12 protein-coding genes are annotated in these 13,713 nt (G+C 59.7%); 2 read left to right on the top strand and 10 right to left on the bottom strand.

Going from position 1 to position 13,713, the window contains the following annotated elements; all coding sequences use genetic code 11:
- Positions 1 to 19 precede the first annotated feature (19 nt).
- Positions 20 to 3,157 (bottom strand): WD40/YVTN/BNR-like repeat-containing protein, encoded by a 3,138-nt coding sequence (locus BXY39_RS06305; protein WP_211332115.1) that lies wholly within the window; start codon positions 3,155 to 3,157, stop codon positions 20 to 22.
- A gap of 513 nt (positions 3,158 to 3,670) precedes the next feature.
- On the opposite strand from BXY39_RS06305, the gene BXY39_RS06300 reads away from it, so the two are divergent.
- Positions 3,671 to 4,048, top strand: coding sequence for a TraR/DksA family transcriptional regulator (locus tag BXY39_RS06300; protein ID WP_121937997.1), 378 nt, complete (start codon positions 3,671 to 3,673; stop codon positions 4,046 to 4,048).
- A 5-nt stretch (positions 4,049 to 4,053) separates the two neighbouring features.
- On the opposite strand, the gene BXY39_RS06295 is transcribed toward BXY39_RS06300, so the two are convergent.
- Positions 4,054 to 4,371 carry a chorismate mutase gene (locus tag BXY39_RS06295; RefSeq protein WP_245998984.1) on the bottom strand — a complete coding sequence of 106 codons (318 nt, stop codon included), beginning with the start codon at positions 4,369 to 4,371 and terminating at the stop codon, positions 4,054 to 4,056.
- A gap of 95 nt (positions 4,372 to 4,466) precedes the next feature.
- Positions 4,467 to 5,315 carry a tetratricopeptide repeat protein gene (locus BXY39_RS06290; protein ID WP_147453489.1) on the bottom strand — a complete coding sequence of 283 codons (849 nt, stop codon included), beginning with the start codon at positions 5,313 to 5,315 and terminating at the stop codon, positions 4,467 to 4,469.
- 180 nt (positions 5,316 to 5,495) lie between these two features.
- Between BXY39_RS06290 and BXY39_RS06285 the strand changes: the two genes are divergently transcribed.
- On the top strand, positions 5,496 to 5,681 hold the full coding sequence (locus tag BXY39_RS06285; protein ID WP_121937995.1) for a hypothetical protein: 186 nt from the start codon (positions 5,496 to 5,498) through the stop codon (positions 5,679 to 5,681).
- Positions 5,682 to 5,823: 142 nt separating this feature from the next.
- On the opposite strand, the gene BXY39_RS06280 is transcribed toward BXY39_RS06285, so the two are convergent.
- The 7 genes from BXY39_RS06280 to BXY39_RS06250 all read right to left on the bottom strand — a co-directional run bounded on the left by BXY39_RS06280 (position 5,824) and on the right by BXY39_RS06250 (position 13,625).
- Positions 5,824 to 6,708 carry a phytoene/squalene synthase family protein gene (locus BXY39_RS06280; RefSeq protein WP_121937994.1) on the bottom strand — a complete coding sequence of 295 codons (885 nt, stop codon included), beginning with the start codon at positions 6,706 to 6,708 and terminating at the stop codon, positions 5,824 to 5,826.
- 199 nt (positions 6,709 to 6,907) lie between these two features.
- A complete protein-coding gene (locus BXY39_RS06275; RefSeq protein ID WP_121937993.1) occupies positions 6,908 to 7,510 on the bottom strand; it encodes a superoxide dismutase in 603 nt (200 codons plus the stop codon).
- A gap of 249 nt (positions 7,511 to 7,759) precedes the next feature.
- Positions 7,760 to 8,374 carry a gamma carbonic anhydrase family protein gene (locus tag BXY39_RS06270; protein ID WP_121937992.1) on the bottom strand — a complete coding sequence of 205 codons (615 nt, stop codon included), beginning with the start codon at positions 8,372 to 8,374 and terminating at the stop codon, positions 7,760 to 7,762.
- Between the two features lie 14 nt (positions 8,375 to 8,388).
- Positions 8,389 to 9,513: an N-acetyl-gamma-glutamyl-phosphate reductase gene (gene argC / locus BXY39_RS06265; RefSeq protein ID WP_121937991.1), complete on the bottom strand. Its 1,125-nt coding sequence runs from the start codon at positions 9,511 to 9,513 to the stop codon at positions 8,389 to 8,391.
- 161 nt (positions 9,514 to 9,674) lie between these two features.
- Entirely contained in the window at positions 9,675 to 10,544 is an 870-nt protein-coding gene (gene motA, locus BXY39_RS06260) for a flagellar motor stator protein MotA (RefSeq protein WP_121937990.1), read from the bottom strand.
- A gap of 215 nt (positions 10,545 to 10,759) precedes the next feature.
- A complete protein-coding gene (locus BXY39_RS06255) occupies positions 10,760 to 11,395 on the bottom strand; it encodes a thioredoxin family protein (protein ID WP_121937989.1) in 636 nt (211 codons plus the stop codon).
- Between the two features lie 52 nt (positions 11,396 to 11,447).
- The gene (locus tag BXY39_RS06250; RefSeq protein ID WP_121937988.1) at positions 11,448 to 13,625 is read right to left on the bottom strand and encodes a protein-disulfide reductase DsbD family protein; all 2,178 of its coding nucleotides are present in this window, start codon (positions 13,623 to 13,625) and stop codon (positions 11,448 to 11,450) included.
- Between the last annotated feature and the right edge of the window lie 88 nt (positions 13,626 to 13,713).

Here is a 13,713-nt window from a genome sequence, read left to right as displayed (position 1 = left end):
TCCTTTCGATTGATGTCTGTCAGTCATTGTTGATGTCTTTCAGGATAACGGCATCCAGACCGTCTTCGCGGTAGCGGCGATTGAACGCGGCCAGATCGCCTGACAGAATGTTGTCGCGCGCGGCTTTGGCCTGTATCCATTCACCCTTCAGATCGTCGAAGCGGTCCCGCACCCCTTGAGTGAACGGCGGGATCATGCCGTCCATATCGCCGTAAAGCATGGCGAGATGACTGACCAGTCGGTCAGGATAGTTCAACACATCCTGGAAAAAGGTGCGGTCCTTGCTGACAACACTGTCCTGCCAGTCATCCAGCACCTTGACCAGCGCCTCGCCAGCCTCCTTCAGGGGGCCGTCCTCCAACCTTTTCAAACGGCCCTTGACCTGCGTGCGGGCATCGCGCACGGCTATGAGCGATCTGGTGAGTTCGACAAACATGGCGTCGACCTCCGCCATCATGGTCGCCTTGGCTTCCCAGGCATTGCCGGCCACATCAAAGCGTGGATCAAAACGGACCTCGAAGGGCTGCTCGACCACCGTTTCCCCGACACTGAGGCGGGCGGTGTAGGTGCCGGGCAACACGGTTGGCCCCTCCATTTTGTCGCGATTGCCCCAGGCAAAGGACCACACCCCCTTGATGCCGGGGCGCGGATCGGCCTTCAGGTCCCAGACAGCGCGGTTGAGACCGCTTTCCGCCGGCACTTTGTAACGGGTGCCGGGTTTCGGCTTTTTCCCGGCATCCAGCGCCTTGAAACTGCGGACGGTGGCGCCGTCCGCGTCCAGAATATCCAGCGTGACTGCCGCCTCGGCATCGCGATTTTCCGGCAGGGTGTAATAAAGCACGGCCCCACGCGGCGGATTTTTCGCCTGTTTGCTGTTGCCGCGTCCCTCGTAGCGCACATTGTAGGCCGGTTGCGGTGCAAACAGGGTCACGGTGTCCGCCGTGTCGCCCGAGAGGGTTCTGAGCGGCGTGACGTCGTCCAGCACCCAGAAGGCACGACCCTGTGTCGACAGCACCAGATCCTTGCCATGCACCTTGATATCGGTCACCGGCACAACGGGCAGATTGTTGCGCAGCGGCTGCCAATCAGCCCCGTCATTAAAGGATACGAACATGCCGAGTTCGGTCCCCGCATAAAGCAGCCCTTCACGCACCGGGTCTTCCCGCACCACGCGGACGAACGCCCCCTCGGGCAGACCCGCAGCGATATTGCGCCAACGGCCGCCGCCATTATCGGTCCGGAAAATCAACGGCGTATGGTCGTTATATTTGTACCGGGCAAACGCCACATACACCCGTGCATCATCATGCGGGGAAATTTCGATACTGTTGACAAGGCCGTCGCCGGCGCGGCGCGGGGTGACATTCTGCCAGGACCCACCGCCGTCGCGGGTGACATGCACAAGGCCGTCGTCACTGCCCGCCCAGAGAAGCCCGGCATCACGCGGACTTTCCGCCAGCGCAAAGATGGTGCCATAGTTTTCCGACACTTCATTCGTAATAGGCCGTCCGCCGGGACCAAGCGTTTCGGGGTCGTTTTTCGTCAGGTCCGGACTGATCACATCCCAGTTTTCGCCGCCGTTGGCCGACCGGAAAACATGATTGCCCGCATGATAAACCACGGACGCATCGTGCCGGGATACATGAATGGGTGCATTCCAGTTGAAGCGGTATTTGCGGTCTACCGCGGGAATGCCAAAAGCGATTTCAGGGTAGACCATGACATTGCGCGACGTGCCCGTCGCCTTTTCCCAACGGGAAATCTGACCCAGATAGCAGCCGGCATAGACCGTTACCGGATTGTCGGGATCGAAAGAGACGTGCGCGCTTTCACAGCCGCCAACGGAATGAAAGTCCTCCAGCCCGATGCCACCGTCGGGTCCATGGGACCGCAGGGCAACCGTGCTGTTGTCCTGCTGGCCGCCATAAACACGGTAGAAAAAATCATTGTCGGCATTCACCCGGTAAAACTGGGCTGTCGCCTGGTTCATCTGGGTGGACCATGTCTTGCCGCCGTTGAAGGAAACGGCGCCGCCGCCATCATTGGCAACGCCGACCACGGCCGGATTATGCGGGTTGATCCAGAAATCATGAAAATCGCCGTGCGTGCCGGTGATACGGACAGGGAAGGTCCTGCCCCCGTCGATCGACTTGTAGAAAGCCGAATTCTGCACATACACCGTGTCGCCATCCTGCGGGTCGGCAAAGATATGCATGTAATACCAGGACCGGGCATAGAGCTTGCGCTCGTCGTTCAGTTTTTTCCATGTCTCGCCAAAATCATCGGACCGGTAAAGTCCGGGGTCTTCCTCGGCCTCGACAATGGCCCAGACCCGACCGGCCCTGGCAGGCGAAGCGGCCACACCGATTTTGCCCATAAGCTTGGGCAGCCCCTTGGACAGGCGGGTCCAGTTTTCGCCGCCATCGGTCGACTTCCAGAGACCGCTGGCCGGCCCGCCCGAGCGGATTTCCCAGGGTTGGCGCTGATGATCCCACAGCGACGCATAAAGAATACGGGGGTTTCGCGTATCGATGGTCAGATCCACCGCGCCGGCCGCCGTGCTTTCAAACAGCGTGCGGCGCCAGCTTTTGCCGCCGTCCGTGCTCTTGTAAACACCGCGGTCTTCCGTCGGCGCCCATGAACTGCCCTGGGCTGCGACATAGATGATATCGGGATTTTCGGGGTGGATGATGACGGTGGAAATCTGACGCGTGTCTTCAAGCCCGGCATGGGTAAAGGTTCTGCCCGCATCCGTCGAAATATATACGCCGTCCCCGTGAGAGGAGGCCACACCGCGATACGGGCTTTCCCCCATGCCGACCACGACCACATTGGGGTCGCTCGGCGCCACGGCAATGGCGCCGACACTGGCGGTTTTCATATCATCGTCGGAAATCGGCTTCCAGCTTGTACCGGCGTCCGTGGTTTTCCAGACCCCGCCGACGGTGCCCAGATAATAAGTATCGGTGACGGACGGAACACCCGCCACGGCCGTTGCCCGCCCACCGCGAAACGGCCCGATATTGCGGTATTTCAGTCCCTGCAACAGAGCTTCCGGCAGCGGGTCCGCCACCGCTTCAGACCCCGTGGGAACCATCATGGCGGCGGCACAAGCCGCCGCCATGACGGCTAAACACATTTTGCGCGATTTCAACATCCTTAATCTCCCTCCCGACGTTTCGTTGTCTCTGATATATCGTAAAGCCCGCATGCCGTCCGGGCAGACCGGGCATACACCTTGTTCCGGTCCGGTCCCGGCTCCGCATCCGCGGGCCGGCACACATCATCCAAAGCCCCCCGGCCTGCAAACTATGGATCAAAGAGTTTAATATCTATAATTAAGTTTATGGATTATAGAGTAAATCCACTTAAAATAATCATGGCAAGCATCACTTAAAAATTGCGTTATACCGCCGGTGCGCCACGCCGATAGAAACCGGGCGTCACGCCGAATAACAGTCCGTTTTTTGGATAGCCCTCACCCCCCGATGATTCCGATATGGAACTATACCCCGCTCTTCGGGTGAGTAAAGCCTTGTCGGATATATCACTTTCGTCAGCATGTCCGGGCCGCCATATCCAGGCCATCATACCCAGGATCAACGAAGACAGAACGGAAAATGCGGCATGGCCTGGACGACGAACTGTCCCGTTCGTTACTCTATGCAGCATGGACGATACGTCAGACTCCGAAAAACAGCATCCCGGCCTTCGTGAACGGGACGACCTTCCCTACTGGCGCAACAGGCTTGAGCAGGCACAGGCCGCATTGCTGGAGACAGATGCCGTATCCCGCGATGGACGTGATGCCGTTGAACTGGATCAAAGCCGAATTGGGCGCCTGTCACGCATGGATGCTATGCAGGGACAGGCCATGAATCAGGCGGTCGCAGCCCGCCGGCGTGCCGCTTTGGTGCGGATCGACAAAGCCTTTGCACGGCTTGACGGGGGAGACTTCGGATATTGCGAGGCCTGCGGCGAGGATATCGCGCTTAAACGGCTGGATCTTGACCCGTCCGTTTCGCTGTGCACCCTCTGTGCCCGATAAAGCAATCAGGACTGACCGTCCGGCTGTTCATCGCGGTCGTGAACCCTGTCCCAGACGGTGAATTCGTGATCGATGCTCCATCCGATCAGGTACCGGTAAATATCTTCGACATAGTCGGCACTGCCGCCATGTTCGCGCGCGCAGGCACGGACTTTCGACACCACATCCTCGATACGTGCATCGTCATGGACGGTATCGCGGTTTTGCTTGATGACGCCCGCGCGCTCGATATAGCGCAGGCGTTCCAGCAGCAGGGGGACGATGTCACGGTCCACGGCATCGATCGCTGCCCGTACGTCGGTCATGGTGTCACAGCGTTTCATGGCTGTTTTCCTCTCAACACTTTCCGGGCGCCGGCACGGCACTGTCCCGTTCCGATACGGCCGGCGAAACCGCCGCGTCCGATCCCGTGTTTCCTTTAAGGGGTTGTCGGTCCGGCATCAAGAGACGGCTTGGCAGTCCCATGGGGCAACACACCGAAAAACAGATAGGCCGCCCGTTCCGGTCCTTGCAAGCGTCCAAGTGTCGCAAGTTCGAACAAAAGGGTCTGGGAAGACCCTTTACCGGTTTCACCGGAGTATCCCAGACGTGCGATGCGCCGGGCCTCTTCCACCTGCCCCGACAGAGCATAAATGCGGGCAAGCGTGCGGTGCAGGCCGCCTTCCGGAACGCGACGGTCCAGATTGGACTGAACCGTTTTCAAGGCCACGCGATACTGTCCCTGCAATGCCTCGATCAGGGCCATGTCGGTGCATGCTGCCGGCGATGTATCGGGATCATGACAGAGTGGCGCAAGCAGCTTAAGAGCATCCGCCCACCGGCCCTCGGCAGCGAAAATCCGCGCCTGGAGCTGCAAGCTTTCCCTATCCCGGACGCCCTGCCGGAACAAGGGGGCCAGCCAGCCGCGCGCCTGGGGAAAAGAGCCTTCTTTTGCGGCCACAAGCGCACGCAGCCGACGTGGAGCGGCAAGAGCGGGCCGCTGTTCCATCATAGCCTCCAAGCGGCTGACAGCCTGCCGGCGCCTGCCTTCATCCATATCAAGACGGACCAGTCCCAACTCTGCGGACACGAGGCCCGGATGGGCCGCGAGAGCCTGGGCGTACAGAATACGGGCTTCTTTCGCCTGCCCGCTGCGTTCAAAGGCGGCCGCCAGTGTGGTGAGGCCATCGGGGTCCTTCTGCGCAAGACGATTACGGGCTGCCGCCGAAACGGGCCCCACATCCGTATTGACCCGCACTTCCGGGCCACCGGCACATCCGGCAAGCACCAAAAGACCCATGCAAAACACAGCAAAAGGGCGGGACAATACAGGTAAAAAGGCCGTGTCTGTCATGGCATTCCGGGATAATTTAGGGTTTTCCCTCGCAATTTCGGACAGAATGCCCTATATTGAAAGTGCTGAGTAGGCGTGTGTCATGGGTAAACGCACGTCGTTGGAGTGAAACATATGGATATTCAGACAACCGCTGCCACAAACAGCACGGATGTTGCCTTGTCCAGCGGGCGTGCCGGCTCTCCTGAATCGGTTGAAGCGGAACGCCGTGAGGCTGCTGACTCCGTCGTCGAGCGGAGTGAACCGGAAGCATCCGCAACCGCGCCAGGGGTTGGCGAACAGGTTGACATTCGTGCCTGACTGAACAGACTCGCCGTTTGATTTTCGGCAGGACGCACGGATGATACCAATCATTGTTTTAATAGCCTGCATCTTACAAGATGGCGGGCTTTTTTCTCTCGCCGCAACCCCCGTCAGTTGCCTGACATCTTACGCCCATCGCCTACAAGCGCCCGGTCCAGGCTGTCCGGAATAGGGAGATCATCGGCCACAAGGGGGCCGGTGCCTGCTCCGCCAGTCGAAAGGGGTCACCCGACAGGCGCTGCAAACGTTTCAGATAAAAACGGGCAAAACAGGCGGGTAAAACAGCGGCGCGGCCTGCCGCCGGTACGGTGCGCAGACCGCGCCTGACAGTATCCAGCCGATCTTTCACATAAGATTGCATATCACTGAAAACAGGCATCAGGGCGTCTTTTTCATCCTCGGAAATCCTGTCGGCGGAGACACCGGCCCCGCCCAGCTCCTGCCGGGGCAGAAAACTGCGTCCACTGGCAATGTGGAAGGCACTGGCCCGCAACAATCCCATCATGGCGAAAGCCTCACCGGCGGCCCGCGTACACATCACCGCATCGTCCGTCAGGGCGCTCGGGTCCGTGGCCTGGCCCAACAACAGACGCAGGGCCGTCTCTGACAGGCCGCCGCCAACGGCGGCGACATAGTCGTACAAGGCCTGAAAATCAGCAGGCCCTTCATCATACAGATCCAGACTGCGGGCATCGATCAGGGCCCCCAGCAGACCAAAAATCGTTTCATCGTTCGCAACAAAACCAAGCTGTTGCACCACCGGATGGGCGCGGGGGTGCCCTGCCCTGATCCCGTCCAGTGCCTCGCGCCACCATTGCAGACGAATTTCGCCGAGGGTCGGTTCACTGACACTGTCGCGGGTTTTCGCGACCTCTTGGTTGAAGGCATAGAGTGCAAACAGCGCGGACCGGTGCGCGGCAGGCGCGAACAGAGCCGTCAGGTACCGGTCCGGGTCATCCTTGCGGACCATCTGGAAACAATAATCGGCATCGCCCCCTTGAATATCATCCGCCGTATCGTTCATATCCGCCTGCCCTGAAACTGAAAAGATCACTTAAATATGGCAAAGGGCCGCACCGGGCGGCCCTTTCGTATGATTTTAACGCGTAAACTCGCATCCGGCCGCGTGTTTCACACCGCCGGACGACGGGGCACGGTGCCCGTCATGGGGCACACCAAAAGCTGGGGGGCACCAAAAGCTGGGGGGCACCAAAAGCTGGCCGTCAGGCCGCGGCCGCCAGATTGCGGGCCGCGAACTCCCAGTTTACCAGCTTGTCCAGGAAGGTCTCCATATAGGCCGGACGCGCATTCTGATAATCCAGATAATAAGCGTGCTCCCAGACATCCATGGTGATAAGCGGCACGGCACCGTCGGTCAGCGGGCACTCGGCATTCGGTGTTTTCACAACCGCGAGCTTGCCGCCGTCGAGGACCAGCCATGCCCAGCCGGAACCGAACTGGGTCGCACCGGCGGCCTTAAAGGCATCGGCAAAGGCGTCATAGCCGCCGAAATCCTCGTCAATCTTGGCGGCCAGATCGCCGGACGGACTGCCGCCGCCGTTCGGGCTCATGGAATGCCAATAGAAAGTATGGTTCCAGACCTGGGCGGCATTGTTGAAAATACCGGCTTTATCGGCCTGACCGGCTGTCGCCTTCATAATATCCTCAAGGGATTTGCCGTCATACTCGGTCCCTTCCACAAGCTTGTTCAGATTGACCACATAGGTGTTGTGGTGCTTGCCGTGGTGAAAGCTCAGCGTATTGGCTGAAATATGGGGCTCCAGCGCGTCTTGCGCGTAAGGCAAAGCAGGCAGTTCAAAGCTCATGGGGAAACCTCTCTCTATTACGTGTCCGGTATGGCAGTGAAGAAACGGGCAAACACGCAGACAGGACCATGCAAATGCATGCCCTGCAAACGCCCCCTGCCCCCAATCTTCAAGACAGTGTCAAAGACATAAGGCCGGCACCCGAAATGGCAAGGTGCGGCCCGCGGCGCGCATGCTAGAGCATATGCCGGTGCCGGGGCAAGGCAGGATACGCGACAGTCTTGTGACAGGCCGCACGGAATTTTGACATCAGGGATATGGATCAACGGCAGTTCCGCCGCTGGCGTCCAGGCGATGCTGACATGCCAGCCGGCGATAATGTTCGGCCATTGAGCGATTCTTGGCGACTTCCTCGTCCCTGAGCGGCCGCAGGAATTTCGCCGGCCTGCCCGCCCACAATTCACCCGCCCTGATACGCCTGCCCGGCGTCAGCATGGCGCCGGCAGCCAGCATCGCATCCCCTTCAACGACGCAATCGTCCATGACAATGCTTCCCATGCCGACAAAAGCATAATCCTCAAGGGTGCAACCATGAAGAAGCACACCATGCGCCACCAGAACATCGCGGCCGATGACCGTTGGGAAGGTATTGGTGGAAACATGGATAACCGTGCCGTCCTGTATATTGCTGCGCGCACCGATCCGGACATAATTGACATCCCCGCGCACGACACAATTGTGCCAGACACTGGCGCCCGCCCCCACATCCACATCGCCGACGAGCTGTGCTCCGTGAAAGACGAAGGCATCATCCGCCACGCGTGGCCAGACGCCCTTGAACGGGCTGAGCCTGCCACCAAGATCGGTGTCACGAAACAGGGGCACGGCAACGCCGGATCTCTGTTCGGATATGGTTTCCGACATGGCTTCAAGCACCGTCAGGGAAACAGCGGCAACTGGGTCAGACCGTCGGTTTCCTCAAAACCCAGCATCAGATTCATCACCTGAACCGCCTGGCCCGACGATCCCTTGACCAGATTGTCAATCGCCGCGATCACGATCGCGCGGCCGTCAATCCGGTCATCCACAGCGCCGAGAATGCATTGGTTCGACCCCCGTACCATGCGGGTGGCCGGAACGGCATCGTCGTCCAGAACGGAGACGAAAGGCGCGTCACCATACGCATTTTCCCATGCCATGCGCAGGTCCGCGGCACGGGCATCCCGGCGCAGACGGACATAAATCGTTTCCAGCTCGCCCCGGTTAATCGGTACGAGATGCGGGGTGAAACTGACGGTCACCGGCTTGCCCGCCGCGACACTCAATTCCTGATCGATTTCGGGCATGTGCCTGTGATGGCCGACACCGTAAGGATGCAGGGCTTCGGACACTTCGGAAAACAGCATCTGCTGTTTCAGGCCGCGCCCGGCACCGGTCACACCGGATTTGGCATCGATGATGATATCGTCCGTCTCGACCAGACCAGCCCGGATCAGCGGCACCAATGCCAGCAGGGCCGCAGTCGGGTAACATCCCGGACAGGCCACCAGCCGGGCATCGCGGATATCGGCGCCGTACAGTTCCGGCAGACCGTAAACCGCTTTTGCCTGAAGGTCGGGTGCCTGATGCGCCTGTCCGTACCAGCGTTCATAGGTTTCCACATCCCGCAGGCGGAAATCGGCGGAAAGATCGATGATACGTGCCTCCCCTCGGAAACTTTCAGCCAGATCGCCAGGGCTTTCCGCGATCATTTCCTCAAGCAGGCTGTGCCCTGTGGCGTGCAGCAACCCCTTGATCACATCCTGGCTGGTGGCATGGGGCAGTGCGCAAAAAATCACATCCAGCTCGACGGCCGGCCATTCCACATCTTCCAGCGCGATCAGGGCAGGCAATTCGCCGGCGCCGCGCAGATGCGGCCAGACACTGTCGACGGAGGCACCCGCGTGACGCTCGGCTGTCAACAGGGCGATTTCCACCTTTGGATGGCCCGCCAAAAGGCGGATCAGATCTCCGCCAGTATATCCACTGGCCCCCAGAATACCGACGCGTACCGTATCGCTCATCGCCCTTCCCCAAAACTGCGTGTATCCCATGCCGTTGCCGGCGTCTCTCTGCGGTACCGCCGAAGGACCGCCGGGGTCAAGGGGAAGCGTCACACCGCACAGACAAAAGACATGCGGTGATGAGAAAGGGAAGATGGTTTTTCGTCAGGGTTGATAAGCGGTCAGACGTCCGTCGGCAGTTCGGCGATGGCCTCTTCAACTTCGATAAAGGTCGGCATCAGATCGCTTGGGACGTTGCGGCGGCCGATTTCAACGGAAATCTGCGGTGCATTGCCCTGAAGGTGGGACACCAGCACCAGCTTGATGATCTCCATAAAGCGGCCGTCCTGTTCCAGAATCTGATTGAGGCGACCGGCAATGGGACCGACCATCAGATAGGACAGGAAAATCCCGAGAAAGGTGCCGACCAGGGCGCCGCCCACCATGCCGCCGAGAACCTCGACCGGTTCTGAAATAGCGCCCATGGTTTTCACAATCCCCAGGACGGCCGCGACGATGCCAATTGCCGGCAGGCCGTCGGCCATTGTCTGAAGCGAATGCTGGGGTTCGTGCAGTTCCTTGTGGTGTTTGTCGAGATCCTTGTTCATGGCATCTTCCATTTGCATGGGATCTTCGAAATTCATCGTCATCATACGGATATAGTCGCAGATGAACTCAACCACGTGGTGATCTTCGGAAATACGGGGGAACTGCTGGAATATCTTTGATTCTTCAGGGTTTTCGATATGGCTTTCAATGGCAACGACCCCTTTGGTGCGGATCGTTTTTGTCAGGAGATACATCAGGCACAAAAGGTCCTTGTAGTCTTCCGCCTTCCAGACGGGGCCTTTCATCACCGTCATCACGCCCCTGAGGGCACCACCGATCACACTGCCGGAATTGGCGCTGATGAATGCGCCGGCGGCACCGCCGAAGATGATCATCAATTCGAACGGCAGGGCTTTCAAAATGATGCCGAACTTCCCGCCCGAGAGCATGAAGCCGCCAAAAACCATAATGAAGACCACAACAAGGCCGATGATCAGAAACATAGCGGATTACCCGATTTGACAGGAGCACTGGGTGCAGGATTGCTCACTGCCGCTTTATCATAGATGGGCCCTAATTTTGATCAATATACTTAAATTTGAATTAAGCATTCTGCAAAAACCCATTGGCGCGTAGGGCGAAAACAGGCGGTAAAAAGCGGCCGTTCCACTTTTTACCGCCTGATATGTAGCGGAGAATTTACACCCGCCGTCAATGCCTAGTCAGCATATTTGACCGAACATCCATAAGGACGCGTCACCGTTTCGCCAATAGGATCACCGGCCCTATAAGCGGACCAGGCGGCACGTACATAATTGGTGGCGTCCTTCAGACTGTCGGGGTTGGGCGAGGACCGATCGTCAATGGCCCCCATATATTGCACGAGACCGTCGGCATCGATCAGGAACATGTGCGGTGTGGTCCGTGCCCGGTAAAGCCGGCCGACGGTTCCATCCTCATCCAGCAGGACGTGACTGGCATAGGCGCCCCGACTGGCCGTCAGCCTGTCGGCTTCTTCGGGGGTTACATGGCCCTGCAGACCCGGCGCCGAGGAAATGATGGTCAACCATACGGCCCCGTCTTCGGTCAGGTCCCTCTGTATGGACTGCATATTGCCGCTGCCGTAATGCTTGCGGACATAGGGGCAGTCATGATTGGTCCATTCCAGAATGACGGGCTTGCCGCGAAAGCTGGACAGACTGACGGCATTGCCGGCGGTATCCATGACGGTAAAATCCGGAGCCGGCGCACCGATTTGCGGTGCGGACTGCGCCGGCGTGACCGGTGCGGCCACCATGAAGGCCGCTGTAAGACATGCGGCCAGTCCTGTCATAATACGTTTGAGATGCGTCATCTTCCCTATCCCTTTCCTGCACGTACCGTGTTCATACGACGCCCGAACCGGATCACCCTCGCCCGTTCGCGCTGATAATGGTGTCCTGCAAAATGCCGGGCGTTAAAATTTCCGGCAGAATGACGGCCTCGCTTGCCCCGGACGGAAAATAAAGATAGAGCGGCACACCCGCCCGGCCATAAGACGCGAGAATATCCGCAATCGCCTTGTCGCGGCTGGTGAAGTCGCCCTTGAGGACCCGCACACCCTGCGCACGGAACAGGGTTTCCGTCTCGGCGCGATAAAGGGCAACCCTTTCATTGACCTTGCAGGTGATGCACCAGTCCGCCGTGAAATAGGCGAAGACCGGCTCACCCTCGCCCCGCAGGTCGGACAAACGGGCCAGGCTGAAGACATCGCCCTGCATATAGTCACCGGCGGGTTCTCCCGTGCCGGGTTCCGGCTGCCATAAAACGGACCCGACGGCAAACAACCCGACAGCCGCCGCCAAAGTGCGCAGTACAGGGCCCCGGCCCTGCTGCCACAGCCATATTGCAAAAGCGAGCACCACCAACGCGCCCAGAAGGAAGATCAACGCAGCCCCGCCGGCCAGGGTGTTGAAGACATACATCAACCACACCGCCGTCAAATACATGGGAAAAGCCAGCGCCTGTTTCAGCGTTTCCATCCACGGTCCCGGTTTCGGCATCAGACGTGCGACGGCCGGCACATGACTGAGGATCAGGAAAGGCAGGGCCAGGCCGAAAGCCAGCATGGCGAAGACCAAAACAATGGCCGGCAGAGACTGGGTTAGGGCAAACCCGATGGCGGGTGCCATCAGGGGTGCCGTACAAGGGGTCGCCACCAGCGTGGCCAAAACCCCGGTAAAGAAGGCCCCGCGCGGCCCGCCCTGTGCGGCGAGCCCCTGCCCCGTCCCCTCAAAACCGGTCCGGAAATGAAAAAGGCCCGACAGCGACAACCCTACCAGAACCATAACGATGACCATCACCGCGACAAAAACCGGGTCCTGCAATTGAAACCCCCAGCCGATACCCGCGCCGCCGGCGCGCAAGATCACCAGAACGGCAACCAGAATGCCGAAACTGGCCATAATACCACCCGTATAGGCCCAACCCTCCACCCGGCGAGCCGTCGGCGACTGGTCGCCGGATGCAATCAGGGAGAACGCCTTAAGAGACAATATGGGAAAAACGCACGGCATCAGATTGAGGATAACACCCCCCAGAAGCGCGAACAGCGCCGCCTGCCACAAGGGCAGGACGGGCGCGGCCGCAGGGGACCGGTCGGCTATGGCCGACGCATCGGAACCGGACGGCGGCGCAGAGGAGGCGGACAGTGACCGCTCAATGGAAAAGCCCTGTGTCATGCCGTCGGCGAAGGTCAGCAGCAGAAGGCCGTCACCCCGTTCCGGCGTAAGACCACCGTCAAAACGCGTCAGGCCAAGCGTCAGGCCATCAGGCCCGCGTGTCAGGACCTGCGGTGCCGCATAATCGGCCGTGCCCTCTTCGCCGGGAAAGAAATAAGCCCCGGTCACACGGGCCGTTTCATCGCGGGTCATAAACACCGTCAGCGATGCGCTTTCGCCGGACAGGGACAATTCGGCATCCCAGTAACTCGGCTCCGGCAGGGCGGCGCGGGCGGCTGAAAACAGGTCCGAATGCGCTGTATCCGTCGCATCGCCCCCCCCGCGCGCGTCGGGCGCAACAGACAGGCTGACGCCACCGCCCTGGGGAACGCATTCAATCTCGCACACCAGCCATTCGGCGTTGAGGGTGATATCCAGCACCCCACGGGTGTTTGCATCGGGCATGACACGAACAAGCTGGGTGGCCGGCCCCTCATAGCCGTAATTCATCAGCGGTCCGACCGGAAGCAGCGCCGGCACCGGGTAAAGCGCCGGATCGAAAACAGCACCTGACGCCTGCCATGTCAGATCCGGGGCCATACCGCTGTCCCCCGGATTGCGCCAGTAGGTGTGCCAGTGATCACGCGGCGTAAAGGTCAGGGCCAGCCAGAAAGGCTCGCCCGGGCGGTAGGACGTCACCTCGGCGACGACGGAAAGACTGCTGTGGCTGTCGCTGACCGTTACCGGGGCGGCCGCCACGGCGGGACGGATGGCCCCTGCCATCAGAACCAGGACGCCCGGCAACAGAACGCTCGCTACAAATACGGCCAGGCGGCCGGCCACATGACGCATCATGATCGATACCTTGATTTCAGCTTTCAACATGCCTGCCTGATTACAGGTGTGGCCCGGCCCTGTCACGTCAAGCCGCTGTCACACCCGATCAAGCCTTTGCGAGCAGGCACAGGCGCAA

Origin of the sequence: Eilatimonas milleporae, from assembly GCF_003688555.1 — a bacterium.
Taxonomy (GTDB): Bacteria; Pseudomonadota; Alphaproteobacteria; order Sphingomonadales; family Kordiimonadaceae; genus Eilatimonas; species Eilatimonas milleporae.
This window is presented reverse-complemented; position numbering and strand designations above follow the sequence as displayed.

What these genes read in the sequence shown, in the direction of transcription:
- BXY39_RS06305 (WP_211332115.1), bottom strand. Translation starts at nt 3,157, where the DNA reads ATGTTGAAATCGCGCAAAATGTGTTTAGCCGTCATGGCGGCGGCTTGT.
- BXY39_RS06300 (WP_121937997.1), top strand. Translation starts at nt 3,671, where the DNA reads ATGGACGATACGTCAGACTCCGAAAAACAGCATCCCGGCCTTCGTGAA.
- BXY39_RS06295 (WP_245998984.1), bottom strand. Translation starts at nt 4,371, where the DNA reads ATGAAACGCTGTGACACCATGACCGACGTACGGGCAGCGATCGATGCC.
- BXY39_RS06285 (WP_121937995.1), top strand. Translation starts at nt 5,496, where the DNA reads ATGGATATTCAGACAACCGCTGCCACAAACAGCACGGATGTTGCCTTG.
- BXY39_RS06280 (WP_121937994.1), bottom strand. Translation starts at nt 6,708, where the DNA reads ATGAACGATACGGCGGATGATATTCAAGGGGGCGATGCCGATTATTGT.
- BXY39_RS06275 (WP_121937993.1), bottom strand. Translation starts at nt 7,510, where the DNA reads ATGAGCTTTGAACTGCCTGCTTTGCCTTACGCGCAAGACGCGCTGGAG.
- BXY39_RS06270 (WP_121937992.1), bottom strand. Translation starts at nt 8,374, where the DNA reads ATGTCGGAAACCATATCCGAACAGAGATCCGGCGTTGCCGTGCCCCTG.
- argC (WP_121937991.1), bottom strand. Translation starts at nt 9,513, where the DNA reads ATGAGCGATACGGTACGCGTCGGTATTCTGGGGGCCAGTGGATATACT.
- motA (WP_121937990.1), bottom strand. Translation starts at nt 10,544, where the DNA reads ATGTTTCTGATCATCGGCCTTGTTGTGGTCTTCATTATGGTTTTTGGC.
- BXY39_RS06255 (WP_121937989.1), bottom strand. Translation starts at nt 11,395, where the DNA reads ATGACGCATCTCAAACGTATTATGACAGGACTGGCCGCATGTCTTACA.
- BXY39_RS06250 (WP_121937988.1), bottom strand. Translation starts at nt 13,625, where the DNA reads ATGTTGAAAGCTGAAATCAAGGTATCGATCATGATGCGTCATGTGGCC.